Here is a 23,492-nt window from a genome sequence, read left to right as displayed (position 1 = left end):
TCAGCTCTGCTGCAGCAGCCGGTCACAGGCCTTGACAGCGTTGTCAAGCGCTTCCTTGGGGCTCTCCTTGCCCTGCAGCGCCTTGGCCACCTCGTTGCGCAGCTCGGTCTTCATCTGCTCGCTGAACAGCACCGGTGTGTAATTGACCGCGGTCTTCAGCGACTTGGCGGCGGCGATGCGCACCCGGGTCTCGTCGGTGCCGTCCTCCTTGGTGAAGTACGGGTCGTCGAGAGAGCCCGCGGTGCTGGGGAAGATGGCGACCTTCCTGGCGAACTCCATCTGGCGCGTCGCGTCGGTCACGAAGTGGGCGAAGGCGACCGCGGCGGGCTTCTGCTTGGCCTTGGTGTTCACCATCACGCCCATGACATACATATTGGCGTGGCCGGTGCTGCTGATCTGGTCCGTGATGCCGATGTTCTTGTAGAGACTCGGCGCCTGCTTCTTGAAGTTGCCGAGGTCAAGGGCGCTGCCCGGGTTCATGGCGACGGCCTCGGTGAGGAACTTCTTGCCGGAGGACTCGGGGGTGGCGGTGAGCGCCTGCGGGTCGAGCGCCTTGGCGTCGTACAACTCCTTGTAGTGGGTGAGGAGTTCGACACCCTTGGCGTCGTTGAAGGCGAAGCCGGTGCCCTCCTTGTTCATCAGCTCGACGCCGTAGCGGCCGAAGTCCTCGATGGTGGGGACGTTCGCGAGGGTCGCGATCTCGCCCTTGGACTCCTTGGCCATCTTCAGGCCGGAGGCGAAGACCTCGTCATACGTCTTCGGGGGCCGCTCGCCGTCCAGGCCCGCCTCCTTGAAGAGCCGCTTGTTGTAGAACAGCGGGCCGGTGTTGAGGTACCAGGGGAAGGCATACGTGCCCTGCATGCCCGGTATTTGATGGCTCGCCCAGGCGCCCGGAAGATACTCCTTCTTGTACTTCTGAGCCGCCTTGTCGAGGTCGAGGGCGAGACCGGCCTTGGCGAGGGGGGCCACCAGGTCCGGAGAGACATTGACGACGTCGGGCAGGGTGCCGCCCGCGGCGTCGGCGCTGATCTTGTCGGCGTAGCCCTCGGCGGGCCGGTCGACCCACTTCACATCGGTGCCGGGGTACTGCTTCTCGAAGGCCGCGATCAGTGAGTTGAAGTAGTCCTTGAAGTTGGCCTGCAGGTTCCAGGTCTGAAAGGTGATCTTTCCTTCGACCTTGCCGGAGGCGGCGGAGGCGCCTGAGTCGGATCCGCCGCCGCACGCGCTGAGCGGCAGGACGGTGGCGATGGCGGCGGCAGCGGCGACTGCCCTGCGAGGGATGCGCACGGTGAACGGCTCCTTTGCTCGGACCAGACGTGCAGACCTTGCAAGTGAACCCGCGAGCAAGTCAATACATTCGCTGCAACTAATGCTATTGAGCGGGCATTAGTACAGGTAGAAGGCTTACTGGCGACCACTTGCCGTGATCGGCTAATGCGCTTTAGGGTGCGGTGCTCAAGCGCATTAGTACGCATGCCGAAAGGAGAACGGGTGAGTGCCAACAGCCCGTCCGGCAAGGACACATCGCCGGCCAGGCGCGCCCCGGCGCGCCGCCCGACGATGAAGGACATCGCCCGGCGCGCCGGTGTGTCGGAGAGCGCCGTGTCCTTCGCGCTCAACGACCGCCCCGGTGTCTCGGCGATCACCCGCGACCGGATCCGCCGCGTCGCCGAACAGCTGGGCTGGCGGCCGAGCACGGCTGCCCGCGCACTGTCCGGCGAGGGCTCGGCGACCGTCGGTCTGGTGCTGGCACGACCGGCCGCGACGCTGGGTGTGGACTCGTTCTTCCTGCAGCTGATCTCCGGCATCCAGGAGGTGCTGGCCGAGCGTCAACTGGGCCTGCTCTTCCAGGTGGTGGAGGATGTGACGGCCGAGTGCGCGGTCTACCGCCGCTGGTGGGCAGAACACCGGGTCGACGGAGTCCTGGTGGTCGACCCCCGCACACACGACCCGCGCCCCGAGCTCCTGGACGAACTCGGCCTCCCCGGCGTCGTCATCGGCGGACTGCCCGACGCCCACCCCAACCTCTCCGAGGTGCGCGCCGACGACACCGGGGCGATGGCCTCCATCGTCGGCCGGCTGCACGAACTGGGCCACCGGCGCATCGTGCACATCGCGGGCCTGTCCTCGCTGGCCCACACCGACCGGCGCATCCGCTCCCTGCGCGCCGAGGCCGGCCGGCGCGGTCTGACCGAGGTCCACTCGCTCCCCACGGATTACTCCGACACGGAGGGCGCGGCGGTCACCCGCCGGGTGCTCCGCGGGGATGCGGCGCCCACCGCGCTGATCTACGACAACGATGTGATGGCCGCGGCGGGAGCGACGGTCACAGCGGGCCTCGGCCTCAGCGTTCCCGGCGACGTCTCCATCGTCTCCTTCGAGGACTCGGTCCTGTGCCGCATGGTCCATCCCTGGCTGACGGCGCTCTCCCGCGACACGGTGGCGTTCGGCCGGATCGCCGCCCAGGAGCTGACGGCTCTCCTGGACGGCGGAGCCGCCAGGTCCGTACAGGTGCCGCTGCCCCAGTTGATCGAGCGGGAGAGCACGGCATCGGCCCGGGACTTCTCGGCCCTGTAGTCCTGGCTCGGACACCAGAGAGCGGGACGTGCCTCCACAGCCGCCGTCGGGGCGGTTCCTGGGGGCCGAGCCGCACGAAAGTGTTGCCGCTCGATCCTTGTGCTGAGTTCACCAACTCACCATGCTGCTAGGCCAGATCACCGGCCCGACGACGCGTTGTGGACGCGGCGTCCTCCACGAGTACCCAAATGCCGCCTGCCAGCACCAATGAGGTTCTCGGCACGTACGGGCCACCGTTGTCCGCGCCAAGGGAGAACCAGATGGAGCTGCAGACCGTACCCATCATGCTCGTGTTCGGGATCTTCATGATCGCGATGGTCACCATAGGGGTCTGTGTCTACCAGGAGACCCAGACCTTCACCGACTTCGCCCTCGGGGGCCGTCGCCTCAACCCCGTGGTGGCCGCCCTGTCCGCAGAAGCCAGCGACATGTCGGGCTGGCTGTTCCTGGGCCTGCCCGGTGCCGTGTACGCGGCAGGAATCGGCGCCACGTGGATCGCCGTCGGCCTCATCATCGGCACGTACCTCAACTGGCGGTTCGTCGCACCGCGTCTGCGCACCTACACCGAGTTGGCCAACAACTCGGTGACCCTGTCCGCGTATCTGGAAGAGCGGTTCGAGGACCGCAGCAGAATGCTTCGCATCATCACCGCGACTGTCACCGTCGTGTTCTTCACCGTCTACGTAGCGAGCGGCCTCGTCGCGGGCGGTCTGCTGTTCGACCAGATCTTCGACGTCGGCTTCCAGTTCGGGCTCACCGTGTTTGCTGTGGTGATCGTCATCTACTCCGTCCTCGGCGGCTTTCGCGCCATGTGCATGTCGCACTCGGTGCAGGCCACGATCATGCTCCTCGCGGCGTGCGCCCTCCCCGTGATCGGTATCTGGCAGCTCGGGGGCTTCGGTGCGCTGCACGACACGCTCGCCGACAGGGCCCCGGCACTGCTCGACATGGGGGCGGAGGCCGGCCTCGCCGACCGCCAGTGGACCGACGGCAAGCCCCTCGGTGTGATCGCGGTGATCTCCATGCTCGCGTGGGGGCTCGGGTACTTCGGACAGCCACACATCCTGGCCCGCTTCATGGGCATCCGCAGCACACGCGACATCCCCGTGGCCCGGCGTATCGGCGTGAGCTGGGTGGTCGTCAGCCTGACGGGCGCCAGCCTCGGGGGGCTCCTCGGGATCGCCCTGATCCACCCGCCCCTCACCGAACCGGAGACGGTCTTCATCGTGCTGTCCACGCAATTGGCCAACCCATGGTTCACAGGTGTTCTGCTCGTGGCGGTGTTGGCCGCGATCAAATCCACCGCAGACAGCCAGTTGCTGGTGACAGCAACTTCCCTCACCGAGGACTTCTTCCATGCGTTCCTCAACCGGCGGGCCTCGGACACGGCATTGCTCCTGGCAGTACGCGCGACAGTGATAGGTGTCGCGCTGGTCGCCTACCTGATCGCACTCAGCGGCGGCGCGGTGCTGGACATCGTTGCCTATGCCTGGGCGGGCTTCGGTGCCGCCATCGGCCCGGTGCTCCTGCTGTCGCTCTACTGGCCGCGTATGACGAAGGCCGGGGCGATGGCCGGCATCGTGACGGGTGCGCTCACTGTGGTCCTGTGGAAGCACATCGACCCGCTCCTCGGCCCGCTCCAGACCGGCGTATACGCGATGGTGCCAGGGGTGCTCGCCGCCACGGCCGCCGCGCTGTTATTCGGCACCTTCGTCGGCCGCCCCCCAATCCGCTCCTGGGCCGGCGCGATGGAGAAGAGGACACCCCTGCGAGGGCGGGTTCACCATGGACTGATGAATGATTGACACGCTGGCCGGACATGACGGATGCGCGGCCTTCACCCGGCCCGCTCCCCGGGTGGTGCGACGGCCACAATGCCGCGCGCGATTCCCAGGTCGACCAAGTCCTGGGGCCGCACATGGAGTTGTTCGGCCGTTGTACGGGTCTGATCGGGGGCGCGTTTGAGGATCATGGCGGCCAGTTCCGGCGCGATCACCGAGAAGTAACTGTCCGGCGTGGCCCAGGTGTTGTCGGGTGCGGCGAGTGCGAGAGCCCCGCCCGAGCCGCCCTCGCCGATCAGCAGGGTGGTGACCGGCACCCGGGCGGCGGCCACGGCGGCGAACACGTCCCCGATGGCGGCGCCCGCGCCCGCGCGTTCCGCGGCGGCGTCGTTCGCGGCCCCCGGGGTGTCGATCAGGGTCAGCACCGGGATGGCCAGCCGGTCGGCGAGGCGGATCAGCCGGGCCGCGGTGCGGTACCCGGACGGAAGCGTCGCCGTGCCGCACTGGGCGGCGAAGGCGATCGTGCGGCCCTCGCGAAGGCCGAAGCCGCAGAGCATGCCGGGGTCGACGCCTCCGCACCGGTCGCCACTGATGACGTCGTACGTCTCGAAGTACGCGTCCAGGTAGGCGGCGGCGCGGGGCCGCACGGCGGAACGGGCCTGCTGCACCGCCTCCCAGCCGGTGGCCGGAACCACCGCGTCACCCAGGGCGCGGGGCGGCTCGGCGGGGACATCGGACGGCGCCGTGAGCAGGGTCAGCCAGCGCCCGAGCCGGCCGGGCAGCTCCTCCTGCCGTACCACCGCGTCGACATGACCCGCGGCCAGCTGTGCCTCGGCCGTGTACGCGGACGGATCGGCGTCCGGCGGGCGTACCCGTGAGCCCGCGAAGCCGATCTGGGCGCCGGGCAGTGCAAGCACGATGTCCGCGCCCGCGCCCAGGGTGGCCCAGCCACCACCCGTCGCCGGGTCGCAGGCCACCGCGACATGAGGCAGCCCCGCCGCGCGGGTCAGCGCCGACTGCCGTGCCACACGCTGGAGTTGGACCAGTGCGGGCATCCCCTCCTGCATCCGGCTGCCGCCCGTCGCGATCAGCGAGACGACGGGCAGCCGGCGCCCCCGCGCATGCGTGTAGGCCGCCTCCAGCCGGTCACCGGTCCGCTCCCCCAGCGATCCGCCGAGGAAGCCGAACTCGAAGGAGACGAGCACCGCTTCGGTGCCACCGATGAAGCCGGTGCCGCAGACGACCGACTCCTGCTCGCCGGTGCGCGCCGCGGCGCGGGCGCGCTGCTCGTCGTACCCCTGCCAGGCGATGGGCCCGTCGGGCGCCGATGTGCCCTCGGGGGCGGGCAGTTCGGTGAAGGCGGAGGTCACCCGGGCGAGAGCGGCGCGGGCCGTGAGTCGCTCAGTCACGGAGCGCCCGCTTCATGATCTTGCCCATGTCGTTGCGTGGCAGCGCCTCGAGGAAGCGCACCTCGCGAGGGCGCTTGTGCGGGGCGAGCTGGGCGGCGACATGCGCGGACAGTTCCTCCGGGGCGGGTGGCTCGGACGGATCCGCGGGCACGATCCACGCGACGATCCGCTCCCCCAGATCCGCGTCCGGCTCCCCGGTCACCGCCGCCTCCCGTACCGCCGGATGATCCAGCAGCGCGTTCTCGATCTCACCCGCGCCGATCTTGTAGCCGCCGCTCTTGATCAGGTCGGTGGCCTTGCGGCCGACGATCCGTACATAGCCGTCCGGATCACGGCTCGCCATGTCCCCCGTGCGGAACCAGCCGCCGTCGAAGGCCGACGCGGTCGCGTCGGGCCGGTTCAGATACTCCGTGAAGAGGTTCGGCCCGCGGACCTGGATCTCGCCGATTCCGTCGCTCTCGTCGACCAGCCGCAGCTCAACTCCCTTGAGGGGCGGGCCGACCGTGCCGGGCCGCGGCTCTCCGCCGGCGCGTACAGAAGTGCTCATCAGCGTCTCCGTCATGCCGTACCGCTCGATGACCCCGCGGCCGGTCGCCGCCGCGATCCGCTCATGGTCGTGCACGGGCAGCGCGGCCGAACCGGAGACCAGCAGCCGGGCCCCGGCCAGGGCCTTCGCGAGCCGCGGATCGCCGGGCAGGGCCTCGGCGATGCGGTGGTACATCGTCGGCACACCGAAGAGCATCGTGGCCCCGGACTCCAGCTCGCGCGCGACGCCCTCGGTGCTGAACCGCCCCAGATGCCGCACCTCGCCGCCCCGGCGCAGCGGGCCGAGGATGCCCAGGATCAGCCCGTGGACATGGAACAGCGGGAGGGCGTGGACGAGGACGTCGTCGGCCGTCCACTGCCAGGCGTCCTCCAGGGCGTCCAGGGTCGAGGTGATCGCACGGCGCGGCAGCACGGCGCCCTTGGGCGGGCCGGTGGTGCCGGAGGTGTAGACGATCAGGGCGGGCGCCTCGGGGGGCGGCTCGGGCGCACCCGGCGCTCCCGATGACGGCTCCGGCACCAGCGGCGCTCCTGGTCCGGTGAGCGCGATGTCAGCACGCGGCAAGTCGCTCAGCGCCGGGGGCAGTTCGGCGCCCGGCTCCGCCAGCACCAGCGACGGCGCGCTGTCCGCGAGGATGTGCGCCAGCTCCCGCTCACCGGTCTTCGGATTCAGCGGTACGGCGGGTACGCCCGCCAGCAGCGCCGCCACCACGCCCACCGCGGTCTCCAGCGTGGGGGTCGCCCAGACGGCGACCCGCCGCGTATCGGCCAGCCCGGCGGCCGACGCGCCCGCCGCCGCGGCCAGTTCGGCGTGGGTCAACGACCGGTCACCGAAGCGCAGGGCCGGCAGTGGCGACCCCGCGGCCAGAGCAGGAAAGAGAGGGGACACGCGTCGTACTCCTTGCTGTAGTCGAGTCTGACCGGTCGTCCGAACCCCGGCGCTCACCAGTCGCGGGCCTCCCGCAGCAGCCGGTCGCGAACCAGCGTGAGGTGCGGGTTGTCGGTGGTCCCGGGGCGCTGGACAAGATAGCCGGTGTTGATCGGCGGATCCTGCGGAGTGAGCAGCGCCACCAGCGTGCCGGCCGCGAGTTCGCCTCGGCAAAGGTAGCGCGGCAGGACGCTCATCCCGGCCCCCGCGGCGACGGCCGAGAGCACCCCGCGCAGATCGGGGACGGTGAGTGCGGCATGCGCGGTCAGCCGGGTGCCGAAGACATGACGCCAGTAGCGACGGGCGATGGGCAGGTCTTCCGCGTATGTCACGAGGGGCACGCCGACCAGCGCTGCGGGCCCCTCGTGCGCGATTCTGCCCTCGCCGATGCGCTCCGCCCACAGGGGTGAGGCGACCAGCACGAACTCCTCGTCCATCAGGGGTACGGAGGTCAGGGTGCGGCCTCGCGGGCGGTGGGTGGAGATCACCAGGTCGTGGTGGCCCGAGCGGAGTCCGTCGAGCAGTTCGTCAGTGAGACCCGTTGTGGTGCGCAGCCGTACCCCCTGCTCGATCAGTGGCGCGAGAGCGGGCAGAACCCTGGCGCAGAGCAGTTCGGCGGGGCCGGCGAGGTGCACGGGATCGGCCGGGACGCTCTCGTCGAGGTGTCCGCGGTCGGCGACGGCGGCGAGGGCGTCCAGCGGTGCCGCGACCCGGGCGGCAAGCCCGTCGGCGACCGGGGTCGGGGTGACGCCACGGGGCAGCCGGCCGAACAGTTCGCGTCCCAACTGCCGTTCCAGGGAGCGGATCTGGGTGGTGACGGTCGGCTGGGACAGGCCGAGCAGACGGGCGGCCGCGGTGAACGAGCCCGCCCGGTGGACGGCGAGGAAGGTCCGCAGCAGGGTCAGATCGAGCGGACCGTTCGCGGTCGCCTCCTGTGTTCCCGCCTCCGGCGTTGCCGTTTCCGGCATTCCCATCGATCCATTGGATTTCCTATGGGTCATGGTGGTGAGCCTATTGGATTCGAATGGAACTGAGACCTAGATTCGGTAACAACAACGAGACGTCACGCACAGCGGAGATATGAGATGGCGAAGATCCTGTTCGTACTGACCGGAGCCGACCACTGGACGCTCGCGGACGGCACCCGGCACCCCAGCGGCTTCTGGGCGGACGAGGCCGTGGCTCCCTACCGGGCCTTCACCGCGGCGGGCCACGAGATCGTCGTCGCCACTCCTGGCGGCGTCGTCCCCACCGTGGACAACGCGAGCCTGGCCCCCGAGGTCAACGGCGGCCCGGACGGCGCCGCCGCCGTGACCGCGGCCCTGGCGGAGATCGCCGCCCTGAAGGAGCCGCTCAAGCTGGAGGACGTCGATCTCGCCGACTACTCGGCGGTCTTCTACCCCGGTGGGCACGGTCCGATGGAGGACCTGGCGGTCGACACCCGCTCCGGCGCCCTGCTGACCGCGGCCCTGGACTCCGGCAAGCCGCTCGGCGTGGTCTGCCACGGCCCGGCCGCGCTGCTCGCCGCGCGGCGCGAGGACGGCACATCGCCGTTCGCGGGCTACCGGCTGACCGGCTTCACCAACGCCGAGGAGACCCAGGCGGGCCTCGCGGACAGGGCGAAGTGGCTGCTCCAGGACCGGCTGGTGGAGATCGGCACGGACTTCCAGGAGGGCGAGCCGTGGGCTGTGCACGTGGTCACCGACCGCAACCTTCACACCGGCCAGAACCCGTCCTCGGCCGCCCCGCTGGCCGTCGAGATCCTCAAGGCGCTGGGCTGACACCGGTCCCGCTCCCTATCCACGCGCGCCGGCGTCCATGCACTTGGCGTCCACACGCGAAGGTGGGGTGCGAACACCGCACCCCACCACGCCTCAGTGATCGAAGCCTTGATCGAAGCCTTCCCTTCCGTACCGGCGCGTCAGCGCATCGGGTCCAGGTTCATGTCCCCACGGGCCCCGCGGGCGGCCATGCCGGTGCTGCGGCGGACATCCATGGCGGCCATCGCCAGGCCGAGCAGCAGGGCCACGGCGCCCACGATGACGTTGCTGACGATCGTTCGGGTGATGTCGACGTTGCCTGCCACGACCCATGGAGAGACGATCGTCCATGCTCCGATGGCAATGGCGCACCAGGCCATGGCGTGGGTCCGCTCATAGGCCGAGCCGAACCCGCCCATGCACAGGCAGTAGGCGGCGCCGGTGATGAGGTTGCACACGGCCAGCGTGCTGAGGCCGTTGAACCCGACGATCCACGGCGAGGCGGCGAGGTACAGGCCCGTCAGCAGGGCCAGCGCCTCAATCGCCTGGGCACGGGGGGTGGTGGTCATTCGTTCGAACCGGGAGCGCATCTCGGCCAGATCGGGATGTTGCTCGATGCTGGGGTGGGTGGTCATTACGGGCCGCCTCCTATTCAGAAGCCTTTATGTGCCCTTTATCTCCGATATACGCTTGCCTGGGCATTCCCGTCAACAGCAGGCGCACAAGCACCTTTCGCCGTTGCTCCCCCGGCAGGCCGGCGCCCCGCTCAGGGGAGCGTCTGCTCGGTCCAGATGGTCTTGCCGGCGGGCGTATGGCGTGTGCCCCACCGCTGGGTGAACTGCGCAACGAGGAAGAGCCCGCGACCGCCCTCGTCGTCGCTGCCGGCATACCGCAGATGCGGTGAGGTGTGTCCGGTGTCGGAGACTTCGCAGATCAGCGTCCGATCGCGGATGAGCCGCAGCTGAATCGGTCCCGAGGCGTACCGCAGGGCATTGGTGACCAGCTCGCTCACCACCAGCTCGGTGGTGAAGACGAGGTCTTCGTCCAGGCCCCAGGCGACGGCCTGCTCGCAGACCAGGTCCCGCGCACGGCCGACCTCCTCCGGATCGGGGGCCAGCTCCCACACGGCCACCTGGTGGCTTCCCAGGGTTTGCGTGCGTACGAGAAGCAGCGCGGCATCGTCGTCCACGGGCCCCGGCAGCAGCTTCGCCACGGCCCGGTCGCACAACTCCTCCAGTGGGCGGCGGTGCTCGGTGAGCACGGCGCGCAATTCGCCCAGTTGGGAGTCGAGGTCCCGGCCCCGCCCCCGGACCAGGCCGTCCGTGAACAGCGCGATGAGGCTGCCCTCCGGCAGTTCCAGCTCCGCGCCCTCGAAGGGCAGCCCGCCCAGACCCAGCGGCGGGCCCGCGGGAAGCTCGGGGAAGGTGACCGAGCCGGTCGCGGGGTCGACGACGGCAGGGAGGAGATGCCCGGCGCGCGCCATCCGGCACAGCCCGGTCACCGGGTCGTACACCGCGTACAGACAGGTCACCCCAAGCGCCTCGTCGTGGGGTGGCGCATCGCGCTCAAGGGGGGCGGTCGCCCCCTCGTCGGCGGGTTGCCCGATCAGGTCGTCCAGGCGCGCGAGCAGCTCCTCGGGCGGCAGATCCAGCTGAGCCAGCACTCGGACGCTGGTCCGCAGCCGGCCCATGGTGGCTGCGGCGCGCAGGCCGTGCCCGACCACGTCCCCCACGACAAGACCCACCCGCGTGCCCGACAGGGGGATCACGTCGAACCAGTCGCCGCCGACCCCCGCCATGACGTCCGCGGGCAGATAGCGGTACGCCGGCTCGAGTCCGCTCAGCCTCGGCAGATTCTGCGGCAGCAGACTGCGCTGGAGCATCAGTGCGGCCGTGTGCTCCCGCGTGAAGCGGCGGGCGTTGTCGATGCATACCGCGGTCCTGGCGACGAGTTCGTCGGCCACCGCCAGCTCGCCGATGTCGAACGGGTCGTGGTTCCGGTCCCGCGCGAACGTGACGATGCCCAGCGTGGCCCCCTCGGCCCGCAGCGGGACGACGAGCCGCGAGCCCGGAAGCTCCTCACCCCGCTCGTCCGTCGGGTGTTCCAGGACCGGCTTGCCCAGGGTCAGGCCGCGTGCCTGGGGCGAGTCCGCCGGGTAGTCGATCCGCTCCCGCTCCGCGGGCGGTGTTTCCCCCGGCTGTGTCTCCCCGGTGCCGTGCCCTCCCCCCACCCGGATCAGGCTTCCCGTCCACACATTGGCCAAGGGCGGCTGATCCCCTTCCAGGACGTCCTCAAGAAGGTCGACCGTGACCGCGTCGGCGAACTGCGGGACGGCGACCGCGGAGAGCTCGCGCGCCGTGCGGGCCATCTCCAGGGTCGTGCCGACGTGTCCGCCCGCGCGTACGAGCAGATCCAGCCGCTGCTGCGCGAGATAGCGGTCGGTGATGTCCACCGTCTCCTCGCACACTCCCAGCGAGACGCCCTTGGCGTCCTGCAGCCGGTAGTACGAGCAGGACCAGACATGGTCGCGGTCGGGGTCCACGGGCGGGCGGCCGCGGTAGTGGAGTTCGATGACGGGCTTACCGGTGGCGAGCACCTGTCGCATCATCTCCTCCAGCGTCGGCGGATACCGCGTGGACAGGACCTTGCCGTGGCTCACCATCTCGTCCGGGCCCAGGCCCAGATACTCCGAGTTACCCATCTCCTGATAGAGGGCGGCGTTCGTCCAGACCACGCGCAGGTCCGTGTCGTAGATGGCAAGACCGACGGGTGACTCGGTGGCCAGCCCACGGAGCATGGACTGCTGCGCCTCCCACTGCTCGGTCTCCTCCGCATCGGCGATCGCCAGCAGCCGGGCGGGGCCGGCCCGGTCGTGGGACACGGAGAGCACCGCGGAGACCACCCGGACGGTGTGGCCGTCCCGGTGCCGCATATCGAGCGTGCGGGTGCCGTCACGCTCCACGACCGCGTGCTGCCCTCCCGCAGTGCCGACCAGCAGGCTGTCGATCGGGCGCCCGAGCACTTCCTCGGGCGGGTATCCCAGCAGCCCCTGCGCCTTCGGACCCCAGCCGACGATCGTGTCGTCGGCGTCCAGCACCGCCGCGGCCGCTCGCGTGACATCCAGCGGGCCGCGCAGGCCGTTGTCCCCGAGGGCGTTCAGCGCGCTCGTGGCAGCTGCCTCGCGCTTCATGAGGCCTCCGCCCATCGGGCGGCCAGGAGCAGCGCGATGTCATCGGGCCGGTCCGGGGCCTGCGTGGCCTTTCGGATGAGGTGGTCCGCCGTCTCGGCGAGCGAGGCCGAGCCGATCTCGGCTTCGAGCGTGCTGCGCAGCCGGTCGATGCCGAGGTCGATGTCCACTCCCGCCTCCTCCACCAGTCCGTCGGTGTACAGGGCGAGCACCGCGCCCGGCTCCAGGAACAGTTCGGTGACGGGGTACGCGGCCTTGACGTCGACGCCGAGCACGACGCCGCCGCGGAGGTCGAGTACGTCGGTCCCGCCGTCGGGGTGCCGCAGCAGGGGCTGCGGGTGCCCGGCCCGCACGGCCTGTGTGGAGCCGGTCTCCGGGTCGAGGAGGACGTAGCAGCAGCTGGCGAACTGGCCGGGATCGAGGTCGATGAGCAGTCCGTTGGTGCCGCTCATCACCTCCTGCGGATCGTGCCCGCTGAGCGCGAAGGCGCGTACGGCGCTGCGCAGTTGCCCCATCGTGGCCGCGGCGGAGACACCGTGTCCCTGCACGTCGCCGATGACCAGGGCCAGCCCCTGGTCGGTCTCGACGACGTCGTACCAGTCGCCGCCCACCTCCATGCCCTGGGTGCCGGGGAGGTAGCGCCCCACCGTGTCGACGTTTTGCAGCACGGGCAGCCGGTGCGGCAGCAGGGCGTCCTGCAGCCCGCGGGCGAGGGCGGCCTCGGTGTCGTAACGCTGAGCCCGCTCAAGAGCCTGCGCGATGAGTCCGGCCAGGGCGGTCAGCACCGTGCGCTCCTCGGCGCTGAAGTCGCGCGGCTGGTCGAAGCCCAGGATGCAGGTGCCGACCGGGCGTCCGGAGGCGATCAGCGGCAGGAAGGCCCTGGCGCCGACATTGGCGTCCATGGGGATGCCCGGATAGGCCTCGGCCAGGCGCTCCATGGACTCGAAGAAGATGGGGCGGCCGGAGGTGAGCGTCTCGACACCGGGCAGCCGGGCGTCGAGCCCCACGCCGTCGAAGGGGGAGAGGAAGCCTTGCGGAAAGCCGGTCTCCCAGGCCAGATAGAGGTGTCTCTCGCTCATCAGGTAGATCGCCAGTTGACGGCCGCCGAAGGCGGGCAACAGTTCCTCGGTGACCACGGCGGACACCTGGCGGGCGGTGACGGCTTCGGTCAGCGCGATGGCCAGGGCGACCGGGCGGTACGGTGCCGGCGCCTGGTCGGCCGTGGAGCCGAGTCCGGTGCCGGGCAGGACCATGGACCCGGGCCTGTACGGGGGTTGTTCCGCGGCTGTGAGCGTGGCGGTCAGTCCGCCGTGCCCCGGGTAGAGGGACACGGACACCCAGTCATCGGCCCCGCCACGGGCCAGGAAGTGAACGGGGTCGCTGGAGAGCAGGGCGGCCCGGTAGTGATCCTCGTAGGCGTCGTTGTCGAACCAGGGCACGACCTCCCACAGAACGCGCCCTACCAGCTCGGCCTGCGGGCGGCCCAGGAGGGTCTCCGCGCTGTGGTTGAGGTAGGTGATCCGCCCGAGCCGGTCGAGCGAGAAGACGCCGCGCGGGAGCCGGTCGGTCGCCTCACCGACGATCGGCCCGGTGCCGAGGTCCACCAGAGAGCCGGTCAGCCGGGTGCCCGGGCCGCCGCCGGGCCGGTCCGCACGCCAGGAGAACTCCAGCAGATGCGGCCGGCTGTCAGGGCCTTGGAGCCGTATCCTGTGCGAGGTCGGCGTGCCCGACTCGGCCACCTGGCGGGCGACGATCCACAGGCCGTACACGTCCTCCGGCGCAAGCCGCTCGGCCAGTGCCTCGAAGGCGTCGGCGCCGGTCGCCGAATCGACGCCGAGAATCCCGTACAGCTCGTCGTCGGCGCTGACGACGCCGCGGTCGAGGTTCCATTCGACGTTGCCGACGCGCACCGGCGTCGTGGTGACGGTGGGCAACTGGACGGGCACCGGTTCGCCGTCCCATTCGACGGTCCTGCCGTCGTCGGACAGTCGGGCGAGGGCGGCGCCGAGCCACTTCGCGGCATTGTGCAGCCGCAGCCGGTCGGCATGGCTCACCGGGGTGCCGGGCGTCGCCGCACGGAGCACCGCCAGTACCCCGAACCTCTCGCGGCCGCTGACGACCGGCGCGTACAGCGAGCCGAACGGGAACGGCAGCCCCGCCATGAGCTGCGGGAACCGCCGCATGGCCTCCTCGGCGTCCGCGAGATGGATGGCCTGTCCCGAACGGTGGGCCTCGGCCACCGGGAACGGCCGGTTCACATGCATACGCCACCAGGGCCGGAACAGCCGGCCGGGCAGCCCCGCCAGCACGGCCAGCCGCAGCAGTCCCGGCGTACTGGAGCGCAGATAGACGCCGCCGGCGTATCCGCCGACCCCTTCGATCGCCCTTACGGTGGTCTGCGCGAGCATCAGGGGCAATTCGTCCGGAACTCGGTCGATGCCCCTTGGCCTCTCGGGTGTCGGTCTCTCGGACATCGCCCCGCTCTCGCTCAGCGGCAATTGCCCGGCCGCGCGGTACCAGGTCACACAGCCAGCATGCTCCCCGGCGGCAGTGCAGCGCATCTCAGTCGGCCCGCTCGGCGGGCCGTGCCGAAGCCGCGTGGTACGCGGGCCCGGCACGTCCCGGGACAGCACACCTAGGACGCCTCGACAGCCGCCTTGATCCGCCGCGCGAACGCGTCGGCGTCCTTGCGTGCCGCGCTCAGCGCGAGACCCACCAGCAGCTTGCCGATGCCATGGCCCTCCAGGCGGTTGAAGACACGCAGCCGGGTCCTGCCCTCGAGGGTGGCTTCAAGGTCGTAGCCGCCCTCGGTCGCCGTCACGAGATTCTTCGACAGCTCGGTCCAGCGAATCCTGTTGGACGGCACGAACTCACTGATCCGGAACTCCCTGTGGGTCGTCATCCCGGCGTCCTTGACCGTGCTCTTGTAGACGGTTCCGACCGCGGTCGGGCCGTCCGTCGTCTTCGCCATCTGCTGCACCCGGGGGCTGAACTTGGGGTCGTTCTCGCCGTTGGCGAGGAAGGCGAAGACCTCCTCGACGGGGCGGTCGATCTCGACCGTTCCCTCGAACTGACCGGCCATGCTTCCTCCACTGATCGTTCGTGCCCGGCTGCGGTGTGCGGGCATCTTCCCAGAGGCGCCCGGAGCCGTCCGGCAGACTCGCGCGGCCCGCCCGCGCACGTTCGACGCCGTTCACCCGCCCATGGCCGCCGGTGGGTGAGGCGTGCCGGACGGCCGTGTCCGCCCGTGGCCCCGGCCGTTGCTCAGGGCATGACCAAGACTCATCGCCTTCTCGCCGCCGTGGCTCTCGCCACCGGCGCCTCCGCACTCGCCGCGCCGGCCGCGAGCGCCGCCGACGCCCCGGGCCGGCTCATGCAGCCGGTGTCCGTCACGGGCGTGGTCGACGACCTCGCCGCGAGCCCCCTTCCCGCCGAGAACCGTGCCGAGGTGCCGTCGGTCTCCCGCGGGCTGGGCGGCCTCGACGGGCTCGGCAAGGTGAACGAGCTGCACCAGCTCACCGACCTGGGCGCGCCGGTGACCGGGCTGCTGCCCGCTGTGCAGTAGCGACGGCGGGAGCAGCGGCGGGCGAGCCCGCGACCCGGCCGGTGCGCCGGGGGGCGGGTTCGCGCGCGCGGACGCTCCGAACAGACCTCTGGGAGACCACCGTGGCCCACCGCCCCGCCCTGTCCCGGCGCCTGACCGTCGTGGCCGCCGTCCTCGGCCTGCTTCTCGCGCTCCACACGAGTGCGTCGCCCGCGGACGCCGGACAGACCGACGGGGCCGGACATCGGGCCCGCCGCCCGGCAGTGACCACAGTCCCCGCCGCGCCGGGCAGCACGACCGCGCTGACCGGCTATGCCGTCCAGTCGACGGCCAAGGTCTCGGACCCACCGGCCGCGGTCTCGAGCCCCGGCTACCCGGCCACTGGCTGGTATCCGACCGGACCACGCTCCACGGTGCTCGCCGCCCTCCTCGCCCATGGCAAGTACGCGGACCCGTTCTACTCCACCAACCAGAAGAAGATCCCGGCCGCGGACTTCACGGTCCCGTGGTGGTACCGCTCGGACTTCACCGTCACCGATACCTCTGGGCCCGTCCTGCCCGATGGGGGGCAAGGAGGGCGCACCTACCTCGACTTCAGCGGAGTGATCTCCGCCGCCGACGTGTACGTCAACGGCAGCCAGGTCGCGGACAAGAGCGCGGTCGCCGGTGCGTACACGCACCATGAACTGGACGTCACCGCCCTGGTCAGGGCGGGCACCAACACCGTCGCGTTCCGCGTCCAGCCCAACGAGCCCAACAAGAACCTCACCATGGGCTGGATCGACTGGATCCAGCCCCCGCCCGACGAGAACATGGGCATCGCGCGCGATGTACTGGTGCGCCGCGGCGGCCCGGTGGCGCTGCGCGACACGCACGTGGTCACCAACCTCGCGGTGCCCTCGCTCTCCTCCGCCGATGTGACCGTCAAGGCGCAGGCCCGCAACGAATCGGCGAACCCGGTCACGGCGACCGTCTCCGGCACCGTCGGTGACGCCACCTTCAGCCAGGACGTCTCGCTGGCCGCGCACCAGACGAAGACGGTCACGTTCGCCCCGGCCGGCTACCCGCAACTGCGCCTGCGCGCACCGCGCGTGTGGTGGCCCGCCTCGATGGGCGAGCAGCCGCTGTACGACCTCGATGTGAGTGCCACCGTCTCGGGAGCCGTCTCGGACAGCGCACACAAGACGTTCGGCATCCGGGACGTGAAGGCGCCGCTGAACAACGACGGCGCCCGCCAGTACAGCGTCAACGGCCGCCCGCTGCTCATCAAGGGCGGCGGCTGGTCCCCCGACGAGTTCCTGCGCTGGGACCGTACGTACGTCGAGGATCGGCTGAAGTACGCCCTCGACCTGGGGCTCAACACCATCCGACTGGAAGGACACATCGAGCCGGACGAGTTCTTCGACCTCGCCGACCGCTACGGCGTGCTGACCCTGCCCGGCTGGGAATGCTGCGACAAATGGGAGGGCAACAACAACGGCAGCGAGGCCGGGGACAAGTGGGGCGCCGCCGACTATCCGGTGGCGAAGGCCTCGATGGCCGCGGAGGCGGCCCGGCTGCGCGACCACCCCAGCGTCATCTCCTTCCTGATCGGCAGCGACTTCGCCCCCGACGCGACGATCGAGAAGAACTACCTCGACGCCCTCAAGGCGGCCGACTGGTCCACCCCGGTCGTCGCGGCGGCATCCGACAAGTCATCGCCGATCTCGGGCAGTTCGGGCATGAAGATGACCGGCCCCTACGACTGGGTCCCACCGAACTACTGGTACGCCAAGCGCGAGGGCGGGGCCACCGGCTTCAACTCCGAGACCAGCGCGGGCCCCGACATCCCCACGCTCGACACCCTGCGCCGCATGATGTCCCCGGCGGAGCTGGACACCCTGTGGAAGAACCCGTCCGCCAAGCAGTACCACCGCTCCCCTTCGAGCACCTTCAGCACACTCAAGATCTACGGCAGTGCCCTGGCGGGACGGTACGGCGCGGCCACCGGCCTCGACGACTACGTACGCAAGGCGCAGCTCGCCCAGTACGAGAATGTGCGGGCGCAGTTCGAGTCGTACGGACGCAACGCCACCGATGCCGCGAAGCCCTCCACCGGGGTCGTGTACTGGATGTTCAACAGCGGCTGGACCTCCCTGCACTGGCAGCTGCTCGACCGCTGTCTGGACCAGGGTGGCGCCTACTTCGGGGCCAAGAGGGCCAATGAGCCGCTGCACGTCCAGTACTCCTACGACAACCGGTCGGTGGTCGTCGTGAACAACCGCCACGCCGCCGCCTCGGGCCTCACCGCACGCGTGACGCTCTTCACCACGGACGGCGCCGAGAAGTACGACAGGACCGCGTCCGCGCTGACCGTGGCGGGCGACGGCGCGAAGACCACCGCGCTGACCCTGCCCTCGTCCGTCGCCGGTCTGTCCACGACGTATCTGGCCAAGCTGGTGCTCACGGACGGCGGGGGCAAGGAGGTGAGCCGTAACGTCTACTGGCTCTCCACCAAGACCGATGTCCTCGACTGGAACAACACCGACTGGTACTACACGCCCACCACCGCCTACGCCGACCTCAAGGGACTGTCCTCGATGGCACGGGCGACCGTGTCCACGACGGCGAGCACCGCGGCGGGCGGCGACGGGACGTCCACGACCACGGTCACGGTACGCAACACGGGAGGCGGCAAGACGCCGGCGCTGCTCACCGACGTCCATCTGGTGAATGCCGACGGCGTGCCCGTGCTGCCCGTGCAATGGTCCGACAACCAGGTGAGCCTCTGGCCCGGCGAGTCGGCAACGCTCACGGCCACCTACCGCACCGCCGATCTGCACGGTTCCACACCTCGGCTGCGGATCTCCGGCTGGAACACTCCGACGAAGACGGTGCCGGCCTCCGCGCTCAGCAGCCGAGGCCGCTGAGCCCGGGTGGTCGTCGGGCCGGCGGCCCAGCGGCTGGTGGGCGCGGTCGGACTCCTTGCACGGTCGGACTTCCTTGATCGGGGCGTCATCCGGCAGTGCATGGCGGCCTGGTCGACGCCGCGGACCGGGGCTGACCGAGCCGCTCGTCCTGCTCGCCGAAGGCACGGTTCCCCCGGCGGCGATCTCCAACTCCCCGAACCGGCGCGTCAGGCCCGACGGGCAGCGGCTCTTCTTCTTGAGCCGTACGACCACGGTCCGTGAGCTATGTTGAGCACGAATGGCAGGAGAAGGAGTGACACCGGTGCCACCAAGGCAGCAGCAGGCACGCGCACAGGCGTCTGCGATCACGCCGGGGAGGCAGTCCCCCGAGGCTGAGGCTGCGCCCACGGACAGAGTTCTCGCACTGTTCGGCGGCCACCGGCTGTCCCCCGCCCAGCGGCGCATCGCGCAGTACATCGTCGACCACCTCACCGAAGCCGCGTTCATGTCGATCACCGACCTCGCGGAACGCGTGGGCGTGAGCCAGCCGTCCGTCACCCGCTTCGCGTCCTCCCTGGGCTTCAGCGGCTTCCCCGCGCTCCGGGAGGCTCTGCAGCCGATCGCGCTCAGCGCGGTCGCCGGTTCACCGGACACCCGGGAAGAGATCCGCCGCAATGAACTGCAGGCGGCCGTCGACGCCGAGATCGACAACCTGGAGAGTCTGCGCCGGCTCCTCGCCGACGCCAACCAGGTGCTCGACGTCGGCCGCGAACTGGCCCGGTCGGTGCCGCTGACGATCCTGGGTCTGCGGATCTCGGTCTCGCTCGCGGAGTACTTCGCCTACGCGGCCCGGCGGATCCATCCCGATGTGCGCACGGTGACCCGCGGAGGCAGCGTCGCGTACGACGCGCTGCTCCAGGCGCGGGAGGCGGGCGGGACGTGGGTGCTGGCGTTCGCGATGCCCAGGCACGCCAAGGAGACCCTGGCGGCGATGCGCGCCGCGCGCAGCACCGGGCTGCGCGTCGCGCTCATTTCCGACCTGTCGCTGGGGCCGCTCGTGGACGAGGCCGACGTGGCGCTGACCGCCCACACGGGCTCGCGGCTCGTGTTCGACTCGTACGCGGCTCCGGGGGTGCTTTCCGCGGCCCTCCTGCAGGCCATGGCCGACGCTGATCCCCAGCGCACGCAGATGCGGCTCGAGGGCTACGAGCAGGTCGCGGAGCAGCACACCTTCTTCCTGGAGGACTGACCGACCCCCGTCCCCGCGAGGGAGGGGGCGGCTTATGCTGCCAACTATTGGCATGAAATTTTTCATACCCTTGCGTACTCGACGGTATATATATTTACTGCACTGGTGGTCGGTACGGGACGCCCCGACGTCGCGAGCCAGACCCACACCCTCATCACCAAGGAAAGCGGCAGTCCGCACGATGCACACCACGCCTTGCCCCGCCGCACGCGGCGCTCTCCGCAGGAAGCAGCCGGGCCGGTACAGCTCGCGGGCCTTGCCCGGAACCGCATGACACTGCGCATCAGGGTCGCCGGCAGCGGCGAGCCCCCGCAGTCCACATAGCCGAACACCCAGGGACGTCGCACCTCCTCGCGCCGACCCCATGGTGTTCCAAGCGGGCACTCCGTCCCCTATCGGATTGCCCATGGCGGCCCCGGTCAACCCCTGGGCCGGGGCCGCCACAAATCTCCGCGATCAGAGCCGATCCGCACACCTCCGGAAGCGATGACGATGTCCCAGACGTTCTCACCGATCAGCTCGGACTGGCCTTACCAGGTCAAGACCCCCGGCAGCCCCGACTGGGAACGCACGGCGGCCCGATGGCTGCGCGACCTCCTGCCGGCCCGCTATGCCGGCTACTCCACGCTCACCCGGCACCACATACTTCTCGCGCGCCACGCCCAGCTGCAGCTTCAGCACGAGATCCGCGCGGTGCGGACCGCGCTGCAGACCAGCCGGTCGGAGCTGCCCACCCTCGGGGTCTCCGAGGTGATCATCGAGAGCACCATCAGGATGTACGCGACGGAGCTCGAGCAGCTCAATCGCCTGGCCCGTGGCGTACGGCTCATCACCGAGGCGTTCCAGGCGGGCAGCGCGCCGGTGCCGCGCAGGCGGGTGCACGCGTAGGGCCTGCGACCGGCCCAGGAGTCCCTCGGGACCGTGCCGCAACCCCGAGTCGACGTGCCGGAAAGACGTGCCGGGCCAAGACTGGAGGGTGTGAGCCCGGACGTGAGGCGTGTGGCCGTCGTGGGCGACTGCCCGCTCTTTCGGCGCGGTGTTGCCCAGGTGATCGGAACCGCCCCCGACCTCGAGCTCATCGCCGGCGCACGGTCCGTCGATGAAGTCGAGGACCGGCTGATGAGCGGCGATGTCGTCGTACTCGACCTTCAACCGGCGACCACATACGTCGCGGCCGTCGTCTCCCGGCTCGCCGGGCAGGGGATGGCCGTGCTCGTCATGTGTTCCTACCCGCTGACCGATATCGAGCCGCCGATGCAGGCAGGCGCGCGCGGGTGCCTGAGCAGGCAGGCCGGCGAGGAAGAACTGCTGGCGGCAGTCAGGCTCGTTGGTTCCGGCGGCTCGTACGTCTCCGCGGTGTTCGCCCTGCACCCCTCTTCCGAACCGTCAAGCCATGTCACGGACCGGGAACGGCAGATCCTGGAGTTGGTCGCCCACGGCGAGACCGATCACGGCATCGCCGTCCGGCTCGGGATCAGCGAGCACACGGTGCATTCGCATCTGGACCGGCTCCGCGACAAGATCGGCTGCCGTCGGCGGGCCGACCTCACTCGCTTCGCCATCGATCACGACATCATTCCGCCGTCCTCGGCGCAGAGGTAGAACTACCCCGGATCCAGTAGGCGTTTCTGCCCTTTGCGCGCCCCGGCGCCGAGGCGACACTTGAGCGAGAAGCCTTTCGCCTCTGTGTTATGCGCCGGGAGGAGTGGCCCCATGAGTGCCATCTTCGGTGAGAACCTCACGTTCACTCAGGAGGACGGCGGCGATGTGGAACTCGTCGTCTTCGGTGACGACAAATACGCCCGGTACGAGACGATGGACGGCTATTCGGTCGTCTACGACAAGGAGCAGGACGGATACTGCTACGCCGGGCTGAACGGATCAGGAACCGAGCGGTACTTCACGTCGACGGGCGTACGCATCGCGGATGGGCCGCCGGAAGGTCTGCCGCGCCACCTGAGGGAGGGTCAGAAATACCGCAGGAAACAGGTGACGGACCGGTTCGCCACGATGATACCGCCGGAAGACCGGGCAGCCTTTTCCCCGGAGGCCATGCTGACCTTCGGCCCCAACCAGGGCCTGCTGCCCGGTGACAGGGTGAGTGAAGGCGACGTACAGGGGCTCACCATCCTCGTCACCTTTCCCGGCACGGACACGGACGTCACGCCCGGCGATGTCGACTCCATGCTGAACAGCCCGAATTTCAGCGCGAACGGGAACCGTTGCTCCGTCAAGGAATTCTTCCGAACGATGTCGACGGACCGTCTCCACTTCACGAACACCGTCGTCGGACCCTTCAGGATGAGCCGCCCCAGGCTGGCGTACGCCAACATCGAGGGCCTGCTGGTGCCGGAGGCGATCCAAGCGGCGTTCGACGCGGGAGTCGACTTCACCCGGTTCGATTCGCAGGGGCGCGGCGTCGTCGACTCGGTATGCATCATGTATGCGGGCAGGACCGAGTACAAAGGTGACTTGTGGCCGCACAACTTCGTACACCGGAAGAATTACGACGGCATGCGGACCGACCTCTACACCGTCACCAGCATGGGGCGCACATCCGCCGACCTGAGTATCGGCACCTACTGCCACGAGAGCGGGCATCTGCTGTGCCGCTGGCCGGATCTCTATGACTACGGAACAGCCGAGAGAGAAGGCGACGACTTCACCAGTGCGGGAATGGGCACGTACTGCGTGATGGGAGCCGGAAACCACCTGGGCGACGGCCGCTCGCCCTCTCCCGTGTGCACATATCTGCGCCGGCTCGTCGGCTGGTGCGGCCAGGACGTCGACATCGCGGCAGCAGGCGATTACGAGGCCATACACGGGGACTACGACACCGCCCTCATCTACGAGAACCCGCGGCGCAAGGACATCGAGTACTTCCTCGTCGAGAACCGGACCCGCGACGACTTCGACGCGAGCCTGACCGCGAGCGGACTCGCCGTCTACCACTGCGACATCAAAGGGTCGAACGAATTCCAGCAGGGCACGCAGACTCAGCACTACCAGTGCGCGCTCATGCAGGCGGACGGTCATCTGGATCTCGAAACCAATGCCAATCAGGGCGATGGCGGAGATCTGTACGGACCGGCCGAGGGCACCGCCGTGTCGCACAGCAGCCGCCCGGCGTCGGTGTGGTGGGACGGAACCGAGTCGGGCCTCACGATCTCGGACATCAGCGCCCCCGGGCCAGTGATCACGTTCCGCACCGGGGCCCGGGCGCCGGCCGGGGCCGTCGCCTCCGGCAAGTCCTCGCCCGCGGCGAAGATCCCCGCGGGGAGCGCGGGAGACCTGACCGACACCATCACGCTGCAGGGGGTGGGAACGGTCCGGGAGTTGGAGATCTCGTTCGACATCGAGCACCCCACCATCGGCAATCTGCGCGTGGTGCTGCTGTCGCCGACGGGGCGTCGGGCCGTGATCCACAACCGTACGGGCGGTGACACCAACGACCTTCGGCTCTCGCTCGATTCAAGGCCGCCGTCGCTGCTGGCGCCGCTGGTCGGCGAGGGCGTTGCGGGTGCCTGGAAGCTGAAGATCACCGACGCGGGGCGCCGCGGCGCCGGAACGCTGCGGCACTGGGATCTGCATGTGAGGACGGCCGATTGACCTGCTCGGACCGGTCC

Annotated in this window: 17 protein-coding genes; 9 read left to right on the top strand and 8 right to left on the bottom strand. The window is 69.9% G+C overall.

The genetic code is table 11. From position 1 onward, the window contains the following. Positions 1-1,287, bottom strand: coding sequence for an ABC transporter substrate-binding protein (locus tag ACQEVG_RS15135; RefSeq protein ID WP_432982866.1), 1,287 nt, complete (start codon positions 1,285-1,287; stop codon positions 1-3). Between the two features lie 273 nt (positions 1,288-1,560). Between ACQEVG_RS15135 and ACQEVG_RS15130 the strand changes: the two genes are divergently transcribed. Then, positions 1,561-2,577 carry a LacI family DNA-binding transcriptional regulator gene (locus tag ACQEVG_RS15130; protein WP_432985364.1) on the top strand — a complete coding sequence of 339 codons (1,017 nt, stop codon included), beginning with the start codon at positions 1,561-1,563 and terminating at the stop codon, positions 2,575-2,577. Between the two features lie 260 nt (positions 2,578-2,837). Then, complete coding sequence (gene putP / locus ACQEVG_RS15125) at positions 2,838-4,382, top strand: sodium/proline symporter PutP (RefSeq protein ID WP_432982863.1); 1,545 nt, start codon at positions 2,838-2,840, stop codon at positions 4,380-4,382. A gap of 32 nt (positions 4,383-4,414) precedes the next feature. On the opposite strand, the gene ACQEVG_RS15120 is transcribed toward putP, so the two are convergent. The 3 genes from ACQEVG_RS15120 to ACQEVG_RS15110 are packed head-to-tail and all read right to left on the bottom strand — an operon-like array spanning position 4,415 to position 8,206. Beyond that, the gene (locus tag ACQEVG_RS15120; protein WP_432982860.1) at positions 4,415-5,767 is read right to left on the bottom strand and encodes a carboxyl transferase domain-containing protein; all 1,353 of its coding nucleotides are present in this window, start codon (positions 5,765-5,767) and stop codon (positions 4,415-4,417) included. Beyond that, positions 5,760-7,199: an acyl-CoA synthetase gene (locus tag ACQEVG_RS15115; protein ID WP_432982857.1), complete on the bottom strand. Its 1,440-nt coding sequence runs from the start codon at positions 7,197-7,199 to the stop codon at positions 5,760-5,762. Before ACQEVG_RS15115 ends, ACQEVG_RS15120 begins: the two co-directional genes overlap by 8 nt. 53 nt (positions 7,200-7,252) lie before the next feature. Continuing rightward, a complete protein-coding gene (locus ACQEVG_RS15110) occupies positions 7,253-8,206 on the bottom strand; it encodes a LysR family transcriptional regulator (RefSeq protein ID WP_432982854.1) in 954 nt (317 codons plus the stop codon). Between the two features lie 117 nt (positions 8,207-8,323). Here ACQEVG_RS15110 and ACQEVG_RS15105 point away from each other — a divergent pair, with 117 nt between their 5' ends. Then, positions 8,324-9,019, top strand: coding sequence for a type 1 glutamine amidotransferase domain-containing protein (locus tag ACQEVG_RS15105; protein ID WP_432982851.1), 696 nt, complete (start codon positions 8,324-8,326; stop codon positions 9,017-9,019). Between the two features lie 140 nt (positions 9,020-9,159). Here ACQEVG_RS15105 and ACQEVG_RS15100 read toward each other — a convergent pair whose 3' ends face one another. From ACQEVG_RS15100 to ACQEVG_RS15085, 4 genes are all read right to left on the bottom strand, one after another. Next, positions 9,160-9,633 carry an SPW repeat protein gene (locus ACQEVG_RS15100; protein ID WP_432982848.1) on the bottom strand — a complete coding sequence of 158 codons (474 nt, stop codon included), beginning with the start codon at positions 9,631-9,633 and terminating at the stop codon, positions 9,160-9,162. A 131-nt stretch (positions 9,634-9,764) separates the two neighbouring features. After that, positions 9,765-12,188: a SpoIIE family protein phosphatase gene (locus ACQEVG_RS15095; protein ID WP_432982845.1), complete on the bottom strand. Its 2,424-nt coding sequence runs from the start codon at positions 12,186-12,188 to the stop codon at positions 9,765-9,767. Beyond that, positions 12,185-14,746: a SpoIIE family protein phosphatase gene (locus tag ACQEVG_RS15090; protein WP_432982842.1), complete on the bottom strand. Its 2,562-nt coding sequence runs from the start codon at positions 14,744-14,746 to the stop codon at positions 12,185-12,187. Before ACQEVG_RS15090 ends, ACQEVG_RS15095 begins: the two co-directional genes overlap by 4 nt. Before the next feature lie 74 nt (positions 14,747-14,820). After that, positions 14,821-15,267 (bottom strand): SRPBCC family protein, encoded by a 447-nt coding sequence (locus ACQEVG_RS15085; RefSeq protein WP_432982839.1) that lies wholly within the window; start codon positions 15,265-15,267, stop codon positions 14,821-14,823. 189 nt (positions 15,268-15,456) lie between these two features. On the opposite strand from ACQEVG_RS15085, the gene ACQEVG_RS15080 reads away from it, so the two are divergent. The 6 genes from ACQEVG_RS15080 (at position 15,457) to ACQEVG_RS15055 (ending at position 23,475) form a co-directional block, all read left to right on the top strand. Then, on the top strand, positions 15,457-15,750 hold the full coding sequence (locus ACQEVG_RS15080) for a hypothetical protein (protein WP_432982836.1): 294 nt from the start codon (positions 15,457-15,459) through the stop codon (positions 15,748-15,750). 101 nt (positions 15,751-15,851) lie between these two features. Further along, positions 15,852-18,638, top strand: a complete 2,787-nt coding sequence (locus ACQEVG_RS15075; RefSeq protein ID WP_432982833.1) for a glycoside hydrolase family 2 protein — start codon at positions 15,852-15,854, stop codon at positions 18,636-18,638. 301 nt (positions 18,639-18,939) lie between these two features. After that, positions 18,940-19,866, top strand: a complete 927-nt coding sequence (locus ACQEVG_RS15070) for a MurR/RpiR family transcriptional regulator (RefSeq protein ID WP_432982830.1) — start codon at positions 18,940-18,942, stop codon at positions 19,864-19,866. 492 nt (positions 19,867-20,358) lie between these two features. Further along, a complete protein-coding gene (locus tag ACQEVG_RS15065; RefSeq protein ID WP_432982827.1) occupies positions 20,359-20,754 on the top strand; it encodes a hypothetical protein in 396 nt (131 codons plus the stop codon). Between the two features lie 90 nt (positions 20,755-20,844). Next, positions 20,845-21,468, top strand: a complete 624-nt coding sequence (locus ACQEVG_RS15060; RefSeq protein ID WP_432982824.1) for a LuxR C-terminal-related transcriptional regulator — start codon at positions 20,845-20,847, stop codon at positions 21,466-21,468. Between the two features lie 111 nt (positions 21,469-21,579). Then, a complete protein-coding gene (locus tag ACQEVG_RS15055; protein WP_432982821.1) occupies positions 21,580-23,475 on the top strand; it encodes a M6 family metalloprotease domain-containing protein in 1,896 nt (631 codons plus the stop codon). Positions 23,476-23,492 lie beyond the last annotated feature (17 nt).

The sequence above is a fragment of the Streptomyces sp. CA-135486 genome (genome assembly GCF_050936555.1).
Taxonomy (GTDB): Bacteria; Actinomycetota; Actinomycetes; order Streptomycetales; family Streptomycetaceae; genus Streptomyces.
Note: the sequence above shows the minus strand (reverse complement) of the source record. Positions and strands in the feature narration are given on the sequence as shown.